Consider the following 11747-nt stretch of genomic DNA (forward strand, 5'->3'; position numbering starts at 1 on the left):
GCTTCGCACTTCGACGGATAAAGACCGTTGACCAGTCGAGTTGGGCGTACCCAGGAAGAATGCCGCTAAACGCACTACCCGATGGCGCTAATCTGCATGCGGCGCTACGTCGACGAGGAGGGGCCGCCGCGTGAGCTCTTCGGATCGCGATCTTGATCTCGACGATCTGACATCCCCTCGACTCACCGACATCCAACGGCAGATCCTCGAGTACACCGAGGCCAGGCCCGTCGAGTTCGACCTCGACGCGATGCTCGCCGAGGCCGTCGAACACGCCGGCGTGGACGACCTCGACGACACCGACGGCTTTCGCGACCGGCTGGCCGCGCACGTCGCCGCGATCGAGTCTGATACCAGCCTCACGCAGCTCACACGTTCGTCGCTGCGGCAGCGCGTCGTTCGACTGTTGCGCAACCGGCTGTCGTTGACCGATCTGCTCAAGCGGTACCCCGAGATCGAGTCGATCCCGATCGAGCAGCCGTTCATCGTGGTCGGCATGCCGCGGTCGGGCACCACGCATCTGGTCAACCTGATCGCCGCCGACCCGCGCCGGCGCGCGTTGCCGTACTGGGAGAGCCAGGATCCGATCCCCGCGATCGGCGAAGGACCGGACGCCTTCGGCGTCGACCCCCGCTACGCGCGGGCGAAGGCCGAACACGAGGCACTGATGGCCAGCGCCCCACTGGTCGCCGCGATGCACGACCGCTTCCCGGAGGCCATCGAGGAGGAGGTCGAACTCCTCGACCTCGACCTGGCCGGCTACGTCCTGGAATGGCATGCGCGCGTGCCGGATTGGCGCGACTACTACCTCGGCCTCGATCAGCATCGGCACTACGGCTACCTGAAGAAGGTGTTGCAGGCATTGACGTTCCTGCGCGGCCCGCGGACGTGGATCCTGAAGAGTCCGCAGCACTGCGAGCAACTCGGTCCGCTGATGGCGACCTTCCCCGATGCGACGGTGGCCTTCACCCACCGCGATCCCGTCGCGGTGATCCAGTCGGCGATCACGATGATGGCCTATTCGGATCGGCTGCGTCGCACCAGCATCGACCCCGAGTGGTTGCTCGACTATTGGGCCGACCGGGTACACCGACTGCTCAGCGCCTGCGTGCGTGACCGCGAACTGGTGCCGGCCGACCGCAGCATCGACATCGGCTTCCATCACCTCAATGGCAACGAAATGCCCTTGCTCGACAAGCTTTACGGCTGTGGCGGCGCCGAGTTGACGCCCAAGGTGCGCCAGCGGTTCCAGCAGTACCTCGAGAGCAATCCGCGTGGCAAGCACGGCAGCATCAACTACAACCTCGAACGGCACTTCGGCGTCGCGCCGGACGAGTTGCGGCGCAGGTTCGACTTCTACTTCGATCGTTTTGACGTGCGGCCCGAATGATGGACGAGCCGATCTACCGCAGCCGTCCGGGCGCGGACGCCCTGCGTCCGGCGTCCGCCGACGCGGCCGAGCAGATCGCCCCGGGGCTGTGGTGCTCGCCCGGACTGTCGAACGCCTACCTGCTGACGACCGACGACGGCCGGGTGATCGTCAACACCGGAATGGGTTTCGAAGGGCCGGTGCACCGCGCGAACTTCGACGCCGTCGACTCCTCGCCGGTGCGCTACATCGTCTTCACGCAGGGCCACGTGGACCATGTCGGCGGCCTCGACAGCGTCCGCGACCCCGAGACAACCGTTGTCGCACAGTCGAACTGGACGCTGTGGCGCGATGACAACGAGCGGCTCATCCCGTACCGGGCCAACCGCAGCGCATTCGCCTTCAAGCACACTTTGGCCGACGGCATTCAGGCCATTCAGCGTCGACTCGGTACCAAACGCCTACCCGGCCAGAGCGTGCCGGTCGTCGACCTCGACTTCGACGACACGCTGACGCTCGAGGTGGGCGGTCGGCGGATGGAACTCATCGCCGTGCCGGGCGGGGAGACCAACGACTCGCTGGTCGTATGGCTGCCTGACGAGGCAATCTGTCTGTGCGGCAACACCTTCGGCCCGATATTCGGGCATATCCCTAATCTGGTGACGATGCGGGGCGACCGGTATCGCGACGCACTGACCGCGATCGACTCGATCGAGCGCGTCCGAGCGCTGCGACCCGAGACGTTGGTGACCGGCCACTTCGCTCCGGTCACCGGCGCCGACCGCATCGACGCCGAGCTGAGTCGGCTGCGCGACGCCCTGCGCTACATCCACGACCGGACGGTCGAGGGCATGAACGCCGGCAGGGATGTTCGCACGCTGATGCGCGACGTGGCTCTGCCCGCGGAATACGAAGTGGGCGAAGGCTATGGCAAGGTCGCCTGGGATGTTCGAGCGATCTGGGAGAACTACTCCGGCTGGTTCCATCACCGCTCGACGACCGAGTTGTACCCGATCGGGTTCGACGAGGTGACCGCCGACGTGGTCGACCTGGCCGGAGCCGACGCCCTCGTCTCGCGCTCCGGCGAGCACCTGGACGCCGGACGACCCTTGCACGCGATCCATCTCGCCGAGTTGGTGGGTGCCGATCACCCCGGGGCGCGTGACGTGCTGAAGCGCGCCCACGAAATGCTGCTGGGGGAGAGTACGAACTTCTGGGAACGAGCCTGGCTCACCGAACAGATCGAGAAGAACGCATGACGGCTACGGTCAGTTTCGACTTCACCGGCACCACGGTCCTGGTGACCGGCGGCACCAGCGGAATCGGTTACGCGACAGCGACGTTGTTTCGCGACGCGGGCGCGCACGTCGCCATCACGGGCACGAAGCCGGCTGCCGCCGACTACGATGCCGACCTGGCCGGAATGGCCTATCACCAGCTGGCCATCACCGACCACGAGTCGGTCGACGCGCTGGCCGCCGAGTTCAGCCAACTCGACGTGTTGGTGAACAACGCCGGCGCAAATTTCCCCGGCGGACTGGACGAATCGAAGCCCGACGGATTCGAGGCGTCGGTCGCGGTCAATCTCACCGGGCCGTACCGGTTGACCGTGGGCCTGTATCGCGCGTTGAAAGCATCCACCGCGAGCGGGGGAGCCAGCGTGGTCAACCTGGCCTCGATGTCGGCCCTTCGCTCGGTGGCCATGGTGCCCGGTTACAGCGCCGCCAAGTCCGGCGTCATCAACATCACCCGAAATCTCGCGGTCAAGTGGGCGAGCAAGGGAATCCGCGTCAACGCCGTCGCGCCCGGCGCGATCGACACCCCGATGACCGCACCCATGCAGGGCGTCACCGAGATCTTAGACACCGAGTTGGCGCACATCCCGTTACACCGGTTCGGGTCCGTCGCGGAGATCGCGCCCACCATCGCCTTCCTGTGTACCGAACAATGCAGCTACACCAGCGGAGCAGTATTCGTCGTCGACGGCGCATCGGACTGCGTCTGACAATGATAGGGAGACAATGACATTCGCACTGAAGCCCGAGGACTACTACCACACCGGCATCGTGGTACCGGATCTCGACGTGGCGATGCAGCGGCTCAGCGCGGTGGCGGGCTACACCTGGATCGCTCCGCTGACGTACACCCTGCCGTTCCGCACGGTCAACGGAACCCGTGAGCTCACATCGACATTCGTGTACTCGCTGGAGGCGCCGCACGTCGAACTCATCCAGCAGGTACCGGAAAGCCCGTGGACGGCCGCCGCCGGTAACTCGGTGCACCACCTGGGCTACTTCGTCGACGACCTGGCTGCGACCGCGAAAGATTTGGAGGCCAACGGCTTCGCGTTCGAAGCGACCGCCGATGTCTCCCCGCCGGATCTGGCGTTGTTCGCCTACTACATCGACGCGTTCGGCACCCGCATCGAGATCGTCGACCGCAAGCTCTTTCCCGATTTTCCCGCATTCCTCAAGTCGGCGGTGACGCCGCCCGGCGAGTGACCTGAGGTCTCGATATGGTGTTGCCGGTGCTGCGGTTCAACTTCGCGTCGCCAGGTGGTGATCCGCGTATTCAGGGCGAGTTGCTGCGCGCCGCACTCGAATTGGCACACTGGGGCGAGTCGCGGGGTGTTCTGACCGTAAGCGTCGACGAGCATCACGCCACCGGCCAGGGTTGGAGTTGTAACCCGATCCTGGCCGCGGGCATGTTTCTGGCCCGCACCTCGACGATGATCGCCAGCGTGGATTGTGCACTTGGTCCGTTGTGGAATCCGGTGCGGCTCGCCGAGGACATCGCTCTGGTCGACAATATGAGTCGCGGTCGCCTGCACACCACGGTGGGCCTGGGCTACCGCACGGTCGAATATGACTCGCTGGGAATGGATTTCAGCCAACGCGGCCCGCTGATGGACACCGTGATCGAGCGGATGCTCGCGGTGTGGTCGCAGATCGGAACGCACAGTCGTCCCCATCCACCCCTGTATATCGGTGGCGGTGCCAGGGTCACCGCGCGGCGGGCGGCCCGCTTCCGCCTTCCGCTCAGCCTGGCCGATCACCTGCCCGATGTCGCGGCCTACTACCGTGACCTGTGCGCCGAGGCCGACCTGGCGCCGCTGGTCATCATGCCGGGCCCGGTCAACCGGGGGATGATCTACCTACACCAGGATCCCGACCGGGCGTGGGCCGAACTCGGTGACCACATCCTCTGGGAGGCAGTCACTTACGGGGGATGGTCGGTCGATCAACGCTCGCTCATGCACCTGCCCGGCGTGCAGACCCTCGACGAGGTGCGCGCGTCGGGGCGCTATCGCTTCCTCACTCCCGACGACCTCGTCGCCGAGATTCGCGGCGCGTCGGACTACGGCCCGCTGGTGCTGCACCCGCTCGTCGGCGGAATGCCGGTCGACGAGGCGTGGAGGTCGGTGCAGTTACTGGTCGACGAGGTGCTGCCGGCGCTGGCTCAGTAGTCGTGCCGGGCCAATCCGCCGTCACCGTCGCGGTCGGTTTCGTCGACAGTGATCACCGCCGGGACCATCTCGCTGGTCACCAGTCCGTGCTCGGCGGTCAACTCGTGGACGATCTCGAAACTGCGTGCGATCCACTCGGGGGTGTCGACAATGATCGTCACGACCGGCATCCGTCGCGTCAGCTGAAAGAGCTTGTCGCCGTGCGGTTTATGGTCGCCGTGAAAACCCCAGATGCCGCGCAGCGCCGTCGAGCCGCGCGCCATTCCCGAATCGAGTAGCCGGCGCACCAGCGCCCGGTGGATCGGGGCGCCGTCGTGGAGGGTGGCCTCGCTGGTGTGCACCATCAGCTTCTGCCACAGCGGGCGGCCGTGTTCGTCGACCTCGGGTAGGCGATGTGGGCGGTCGAACAGTTCGCCACCGCGCTTACACACCCGCACCCGCTCGACCGTGATCAGCGCATGCGGGGCAAGTTCGCTGAGTTCGGCGACGACGGCGGTCGCCTGCGTCGGCGTTCCGACGGCGATGATCATCAGCGGGACGTTGACGTTGCGGCTGAAAAAGGCGGCCCGATAACGCTCGCCGTGCGCGGTGCCGTCGACACCGAGAAACACGGCGCCACCGGAGAATCCGTGTCGGTGCAGCAGTTCGCACACCCCGCGATGGGCGGGTAGACCGCCGATCCGCTCCTGCCGGCCGATGTAGACCGTGAGCTTGACGGCGTCGTCGGCGCCGACGTCGACGGTGTCGTGGTCACCGACCAGGCGCGCCCGCTCCAGGGTGATCAGGCCGCGTCCCGTCATCGCAACCACGTCGTCGACCAGGCCGCTGATCTTGGGTTCCACGTCGACCGCCGCGATCGCCACCGGCGGATCTTCCGACAGGCTCAGTGACTCGTCGGTGCGCAGCACATGCCGCGGCCCGAAACTTGCGATGCCGCGCAGCATGACGCTCGTCGCGACCTCCCGGTTGTCGAAGAGGTCGAGCATCGCGTCGGCGAGAAAGCCCGGTCGCCGACCGTCGCGCACGACGCGCTGGCGCTCGCCGAAATATGCGGTGAGCTTGAGCGATGGCTGATTCACACCAGGCCGCCGATCCACTGCCCGAGCAGCGCCGCGCCCAGTCCCAGCACGACGCTGACCACGATGTTGGCTGCGGCGTTGCGCACCTGACGCTCCTCGCCGAGCCGCTGCGTCTCCAGCATCCACGTGGAGAACGTGGTGTACGAGCCGACGAACGCGGTGCCGGCGATCAACGCGGCGTAGCGATCCAACGCCAGTGCGCCGATGAAGCCGAGCAGAGTGGCCCCGCTGAGGTTCACGGCCAGCGTCCCGAACGGGAAAGACCTTCCGGCCCGGCGCGCGACCGCGCCGTCGAGCAGGAATCGCAGCACCGCACCGATGCCACCCGCGAGGATCACGCCGAGCCAGATCATCGCAGCGCGGCCCGTCGAACCAGTGCTGACGCCAGATGCACGGCGAGCAATCCCAAAACGATGCTGGCGCAGGTGTATCCGAGCGCCAGTCCGTAGTGATGATGTTCGACCATCTTCAGCGTTTCGACCTGCATGGTGGAGAACGTCGTCAGGCCGCCGCACACCCCGGTGCCGAGTAGTGGCCGGCGGTAGCTCGACAGCGGCAACCGTTCCAGCAGTCGTGTCGTGAAATAGCCCAGCATGAACGCCCCGACGATGTTGACGGCGAACGTCGGCCACGGCCAGCGAGACGGGTCGGCGGTCATCAGCAGGCTCAACCCGGTGCGCGCAACGGTGCCGAGCGCGCCTCCGGCGAACACCGCGGCCAACTCCCGGTAGTCGCGCGGCGACGCAGAGTTTGCCACTCGTCGAAATCCCTTCCGTTGCAGGCGGTGCTCGGGCAGCTTATTCGGCAGAATCGATGTCATGGTCGCCAACCCTCGCGCCGGTCAGCCGGCTCAGCCCGAAGACCTCGTCGATCTGCCCCATCTGATCACCTCCTACTACTCGGTCACACCTGATCCCGACGACGTCGCTCAGCAGGTGGCGTTCGGGACTTCCGGACATCGCGGCTCGGCGCTGAATGGCGCGTTCAACGAGGCGCACATCCTGGCCATTACCCAGGCGATCGTCGAATACCGCGGCGCGCACGGCACGACCGGACCGTTGTTCATCGGCCGCGACACTCACGGGCTCTCCGAGCCGGCGTGGGTCTCGGCGCTCGAGGTGCTCGCCGCCAACGACGTCGTCACGGCCGTCGACTCAGCCGACCGGTACACGCCCACCCCGGCGGTCAGCCACGCGATTCTCACCTACAACCGCGGCCGAAGCGACGCACTGGCCGACGGGATCGTGGTGACGCCCTCGCACAACCCGCCCTACGACGGGGGCTTCAAGTACAACCCGCCCAACGGTGGCCCGGCCGATACCGACGCGACCAATGCAATTGCCGCGCGCGCCAACGAGATTCTTCGCAGTGGCGACACCGTCAAACGGATTCCGCTGGCCCGCGCGCTGCAGACCGTCCAGCGGCACGACTATATGGACGCGTACGTGGCCGACCTGCCGAACGTCGTCGACATCGACATCATCCGAAAAGAAGGCATCCGCATTGGCGCGGATCCCCTCGGCGGCGCCAGCGTCGACTACTGGGCCGCGATCGCCGAGCGGCACCGCCTGGACCTCAGCGTGGTCAACCCGCTGGTCGACGCGACGTGGCGGTTCATGACGCTCGACCATGACGGCAAGATCCGAATGGACTGCAGCTCACCGAACGCGATGGCCTCCCTGATCGCCAACCGGGACCGCTACCAGATCGCGACGGGCAACGACGCCGACTCCGACCGGCACGGCATCGTCACGCCCGACGGCGGGCTGATGAACCCGAACCACTACCTCGCGGTCGCCATCGACTACCTCTACACCCACCGCCCGAACTGGCCCGACGGCGTGGCCGTCGGCAAGACCGCGGTCAGCTCGTCGATCATCGACCGCGCGGTCGCCGGACTTGGGCGCAAGCTTGTCGAGGTACCTGTCGGCTTCAAGTGGTTCGTCGACGGCCTGATTGGCGGCACCATCGGCTTCGGCGGCGAGGAGTCGGCCGGGGCATCGTTCCTGCGCCGGGACGGCTCGGTGTGGACCACCGACAAGGACGGCATCATCCTGGCGCTGCTCGCCAGCGAGATCCTCGCCGTGACCGGCTCGAGCCCGTCGCAGCGCTACTGGGAGCTGACGGAGAAGTACGGGGCACCGACCTACGCGCGGCTCGACGCGCCAGCCAACCGCGACCAGAAGGCCCGGCTGTCGAAGCTGTCGCCGGAGCAGGTCGGCGCGACCGAACTGGCCGGCGAGGAGATCATCGCGAAGCTGACGACGGCTCCTGGCAACGGCGCGGCGCTCGGCGGATTGAAGGTCACTACGGCGAACGCCTGGTTTGCCGCGCGGCCGTCGGGCACCGAGGACGTCTACAAGATTTACGCGGAATCATTTAGCGGACCTGAGCACCTAGCGGAGGTGCAGCGAGAGGCCCAAATGGTGGTGGATAAAGTCATTGGGTGATCCTCGTCTCTCCGCGCGCCCGTTACACAGCGTGGCGACGCCGTAAAGCGAGGTTACCGAGCGAAGCGTGGGTGCTGATCGCCGCGAACGCGGTGGCCGCGCTCGGCTACGGCGTGGTGTCACCGGTGTTGCCGGCCTTCACCCGATCGTTCGGCGCCAGCATGGGCGCCGTGACGTTCGCGATCACCATTTTTTCGGTGATGCGGCTCTTTGCTGCCCCGCCGACCGGGTTGCTGGTGCAGCGGTTGGGGGAGCAATGGATCTACCTCACCGGGCTACTGATCGTGTCGGTCGCCACCGGGGTGTGCGCGTTCATCCACAGCTATTGGGAACTCCTGTTGCTCCGTGCGATCGGTGGCATCGGCTCGACGATGTTCTTCATCTCCGCGCTGGGCCTGATGATTCGGATCAGCCCGCCCGACGCGCGTGGCCGGGTGGCCGGCCTGTTCGCGACCTCGTTTCTGGTCGGGGCGGCGGCCGGCCCGCTGGTCGGCAGCCTCACCGCGGGACTCGGGCTCCGGGCGCCGTTCCTGATGTACGGCGTCGCGGTTCTGCTCACGACATTCGTTGTGGCACATACCTTGCGGAGATCGACGCTGGGCGCACCCGCCGAGCACGCCGAGCCGGCGGTGACGGTTCGCGTTGCGATGCGGCACCCCGCCTACCGCGCCGCATTGGTGTCCAACTTCGCGACGGGCTGGGCGGTGTTCGGGCTGCGAATGGCCGTGGTGCCGCTGTTCATCTCCGACGTGTTGGGTCGCGGTCCGCGGATGACGGGTCTGGCCCTCGGGGTTTTCGCGCTGGGCAACCTCGCGGTCGCAATGCCCAGTGGTCATCTTTCCGACCGGATCGGCCGCCGCCACCTGCTCATCGGCGGGCTGATGGGTTGCAGCGTGGCGACGCTGCTCCTGGGTGCATCGACGATGCTGCCCGTGTTCCTGGTTGCCGCCTTTCTCGGCGGCGCGGCGTCGGGAATTGTTGCCTCGCCCCAGCAGGCGGCGATCGCCGACATTCTGGGCAGCTCGGCGCGCACCGGCACCGCGGTGTCGACGTTCCAGATGACGGTCGATCTCGGTGCGATCGTCGGCTCGATGACCGTGACCGAGATTGCCCAGCATCTGAGCTTCCAGTGGGGCTTCGTGATCAGCGCGGTCGTGCTGTTCGCCGCGGGGGTCGTGTGGATATTCGCCCCGGAAACGCGGGTGGTGGGACATGAAGGCTCGGACACGTGGGAGGCCGGGGGCAGTTCGGAGCTCGCCTGAGCAGCGACTTTGAAGGCGGGTAGGCCGTGGTGTAACTTCGACAGGCACAACTTTCGGGGCTATGGCGCAGTTGGTAGCGCACCACACTGGCAGTGTGGGGGTCAGGGGTTCGAATCCCCTTAGCTCCACCAGGAAGTCGCAGCTCAAAGGCCAAAAGACCTCGAGACTGCGACGCCGTCAAGACCGTCGTGCCAGATTGCCACTCTGTCAGAATCGCTATTCACTACGGCGATTGCACTCATGTCAGCTTGTTTCATCGACAACTCTTCCTAAGTGGCGCGTTGCGTTGGACTCGCTGAACAGAACATCGGCATCTTTCCAAACCTCGTCGGCTTTGCCTTTCGATAGCCGCGCCTGATCGCAGAAGACTGCCCGCGGAACGCCCTCGGATCTCGCTGCCGCAGCTAGCTTCGCCAGGTCAAGTCGCGTGGGGTCTGTCGTTGGGTCGGCGTAGAACTTTCCATCGCGAAGGAGGCCCTTCACTGTGTCGTCGCTTACGCCAATCGTTGCGCCAATGTCCCGGCGGCTCAATCCTTTCTGTTGAAGATCGACGGCCTCGCGACAGCGATCGAGGCGATCAGCACGAGTATTCGTATTGGTGGCGTTCTGGCCGTCGTTCGGCCCAGAAGACGGCTTGGCCGGTTGACGGCACCCATCGCAGACAGGCTCACCACGACGTCGCGCGGCGATCCACGTGTGGCCGCATATCGAGCACACGAGCCCCACGCCCTTGGCCGGAAGTCGATTTGCCAGGAGTGGTGATCGGGTACGCAGCGCCGTCAAGTAGTCGGACACCGATGCGATGGGGATGCCGAATTTCTTTGCATCCTTTGCCTTTCTGGACATCGATGCGGGATCGGCAGCTACCAGTAGATCGCAGTTCTTTTTCGTCACCGCGCTTACCGGTTCGAGATCATGTTGGCGCGCATGAGTTTCGAGATCGTCCCGTTCTAATGGGTCACCATTCGGCCGCAGCGCGGCTCCGGTAAAGCAAATCCGCATGCCGGGGTGAAGGTGGAGCGCCTCGGTGGTGATGCGGTAGGGATTCGTGCGCGCGTACACCACCGCGTCATCGAGCTGGAGCAGAGCCGCCGTCCGACAGAGCTGATCGAATTCGTCATCGGTCACTGCGCCGTCATCCAGAGCAGCATCGATCACACCCTGAAGAAACTCTCGGTGCGCTTGTGCACGGCCGCGTTCGTTGAGGCCTAGGTCCTCGGCCAGTTGTGACAATTCGCGGCGCTCATCGGCGTCGAATCTCAGGTCTGCCACGGCGTAATCCAACAGAGTCACGTACGGGGCAAAATCAGCTGAACTATGTAGATTCGCCGCCAGCCGCGTCACGTAGGGGCGTTCGACGTCAACGGCGGTCAACCCGTCGCGCGTCAGCACTCTCGGAAACGACGCGGACACGGGACGCGCGGACGCGGGCCGGCAACTGCGGAAGAAGTCGACGACTTTGAGCAGAAGCTCGGTCGTCGCGCGCGCATCGGTTAATGCGCGATGGGCGCCGTGCAGCTGGACTCCGTAGTCCATGCAGGCGGCGCTCAATTTGCAGCCGCCCACGGCACGCAGGGTGTCGAGGCCGTCTCCCCAGTCGACGTCAATACCGAGGCGGTCGAACTCGTAGCCCAGGAGCCGGCGGTCGAAGCAAAGATTGTGAGCAGCGACGACCGCGCCGTCGATTAGGGCGGCTAGATGGAGTGCAATGTCGTCGAACGCCGGTGCGCCCTGCAGGATCGACGGTGTTAGCCCGTGAATCCATGTAGGGCCAGGGTCACGCAGCGGGTTGATCAAACACTCGAATTCGTCTACCACCGAACCGTTGCGATCTAGCGAAACGACCGCGACCTCAACGACGCGGTCGGCGCTGAACAGTCCTGTGGTCTCTACGTCGATGACGGCGATCCGATCGGCGTCACTCAGCAGCGCAGAGAGCCCGCTCTCGCTGCCAGCTGTCGAGTCCTGTAATCCGCGGCCCGGCTGCGTCGCATTGCCGGGAGCAATCGGCGGTTCCGAGCCGTAGGTCCATTTCGTCCAACGAATACCATCGCACCAGCGGAGCGTGGCCTGACTCCAAGGATCTGAGTACCAACCGGCTGCAGCTGACATGGACTCCCC

11 protein-coding genes and 1 tRNA gene are annotated in these 11747 nt (G+C 65.7%); 8 read left to right on the forward strand and 4 right to left on the reverse strand.

Annotated features, from left to right (window positions below; all coding sequences use genetic code 11):
* Window positions 1-130: 130 nt before the first annotated feature.
* Genes PT015_RS00550 through PT015_RS00570 form a run of 5 tightly spaced genes read left to right on the forward strand, consistent with a single transcriptional unit; the run spans window position 131 to window position 4835 of the window.
* Window positions 131-1390, forward strand: a complete 1260-nt coding sequence (locus PT015_RS00550; RefSeq protein ID WP_285188066.1) for a sulfotransferase family protein — start codon at window positions 131-133, stop codon at window positions 1388-1390.
* Window positions 1390-2628 (forward strand): MBL fold metallo-hydrolase, encoded by a 1239-nt coding sequence (locus PT015_RS00555; protein ID WP_285190846.1) that lies wholly within the window; start codon window positions 1390-1392, stop codon window positions 2626-2628. Before PT015_RS00550 ends, PT015_RS00555 begins: the two co-directional genes overlap by 1 nt.
* Window positions 2625-3374, forward strand: coding sequence for an SDR family NAD(P)-dependent oxidoreductase (locus PT015_RS00560; RefSeq protein ID WP_285188067.1), 750 nt, complete (start codon window positions 2625-2627; stop codon window positions 3372-3374). Before PT015_RS00555 ends, PT015_RS00560 begins: the two co-directional genes overlap by 4 nt.
* A gap of 16 nt (window positions 3375-3390) precedes the next feature.
* On the forward strand, window positions 3391-3870 hold the full coding sequence (locus PT015_RS00565; RefSeq protein ID WP_285188069.1) for a VOC family protein: 480 nt from the start codon (window positions 3391-3393) through the stop codon (window positions 3868-3870).
* Between the two features lie 14 nt (window positions 3871-3884).
* On the forward strand, window positions 3885-4835 hold the full coding sequence (locus PT015_RS00570) for an LLM class flavin-dependent oxidoreductase (protein WP_285188070.1): 951 nt from the start codon (window positions 3885-3887) through the stop codon (window positions 4833-4835).
* On the opposite strand, the gene PT015_RS00575 is transcribed toward PT015_RS00570, so the two are convergent.
* Genes PT015_RS00575 through crcB (PT015_RS00585) form a run of 3 tightly spaced genes read right to left on the reverse strand, consistent with a single transcriptional unit; the run spans window position 4829 to window position 6671 of the window.
* On the reverse strand, window positions 4829-5914 hold the full coding sequence (locus PT015_RS00575; RefSeq protein WP_285188071.1) for a DUF190 domain-containing protein: 1086 nt from the start codon (window positions 5912-5914) through the stop codon (window positions 4829-4831). The two genes, PT015_RS00570 and PT015_RS00575, sit on opposite strands and share 7 nt — an antisense overlap.
* On the reverse strand, window positions 5911-6267 hold the full coding sequence (gene crcB / locus PT015_RS00580; protein WP_285188075.1) for a fluoride efflux transporter CrcB: 357 nt from the start codon (window positions 6265-6267) through the stop codon (window positions 5911-5913). The genes PT015_RS00575 and crcB (PT015_RS00580) overlap by 4 nt, the downstream gene beginning before the upstream one ends.
* Window positions 6264-6671 carry a fluoride efflux transporter CrcB gene (gene crcB / locus PT015_RS00585; protein WP_285188076.1) on the reverse strand — a complete coding sequence of 136 codons (408 nt, stop codon included), beginning with the start codon at window positions 6669-6671 and terminating at the stop codon, window positions 6264-6266. Before crcB (PT015_RS00585) ends, crcB (PT015_RS00580) begins: the two co-directional genes overlap by 4 nt.
* Window positions 6672-6732: 61 nt before the next feature.
* Between crcB (PT015_RS00585) and pgm the strand changes: the two genes are divergently transcribed.
* The 3 genes from pgm (at window position 6733) to PT015_RS00600 (ending at window position 9757) form a co-directional block, all read left to right on the forward strand.
* Window positions 6733-8364, forward strand: coding sequence for a phosphoglucomutase (alpha-D-glucose-1,6-bisphosphate-dependent) (pgm, locus tag PT015_RS00590; protein WP_285188077.1), 1632 nt, complete (start codon window positions 6733-6735; stop codon window positions 8362-8364).
* Window positions 8361-9626 carry an MFS transporter gene (locus PT015_RS00595; protein WP_285188078.1) on the forward strand — a complete coding sequence of 422 codons (1266 nt, stop codon included), beginning with the start codon at window positions 8361-8363 and terminating at the stop codon, window positions 9624-9626. The genes pgm and PT015_RS00595 overlap by 4 nt, the downstream gene beginning before the upstream one ends.
* A 55-nt stretch (window positions 9627-9681) precedes the next feature.
* Window positions 9682-9757 (forward strand) — tRNA-Ala (locus tag PT015_RS00600).
* 112 nt (window positions 9758-9869) lie between these two features.
* On the opposite strand, the gene PT015_RS00605 is transcribed toward PT015_RS00600, so the two are convergent.
* The gene (locus PT015_RS00605; protein WP_285188079.1) at window positions 9870-11738 is read right to left on the reverse strand and encodes an exonuclease domain-containing protein; all 1869 of its coding nucleotides are present in this window, start codon (window positions 11736-11738) and stop codon (window positions 9870-9872) included.
* Window positions 11739-11747 lie beyond the last annotated feature (9 nt).

The sequence above is a fragment of the Candidatus Mycobacterium wuenschmannii genome (assembly GCF_030252325.1).
Classification (GTDB): Bacteria; Actinomycetota; Actinomycetes; order Mycobacteriales; family Mycobacteriaceae; genus Mycobacterium; species Mycobacterium wuenschmannii.

Bases quoted from the DNA above. Each gene is read 5' to 3' on its own strand.
- PT015_RS00555 (WP_285190846.1), top strand. From the start codon at position 1,390: ATGGACGAGCCGATCTACCGCAGCCGTCCGGGCGCGGACGCCCTGCGT.
- PT015_RS00560 (WP_285188067.1), top strand. From the start codon at position 2,625: ATGACGGCTACGGTCAGTTTCGACTTCACCGGCACCACGGTCCTGGTG.
- PT015_RS00565 (WP_285188069.1), top strand. From the start codon at position 3,391: ATGACATTCGCACTGAAGCCCGAGGACTACTACCACACCGGCATCGTG.
- PT015_RS00570 (WP_285188070.1), top strand. From the start codon at position 3,885: ATGGTGTTGCCGGTGCTGCGGTTCAACTTCGCGTCGCCAGGTGGTGAT.
- crcB (WP_285188075.1), bottom strand. From the start codon at position 6,267: ATGATCTGGCTCGGCGTGATCCTCGCGGGTGGCATCGGTGCGGTGCTG.
- pgm (WP_285188077.1), top strand. From the start codon at position 6,733: ATGGTCGCCAACCCTCGCGCCGGTCAGCCGGCTCAGCCCGAAGACCTC.
- PT015_RS00605 (WP_285188079.1), bottom strand. From the start codon at position 11,738: ATGTCAGCTGCAGCCGGTTGGTACTCAGATCCTTGGAGTCAGGCCACG.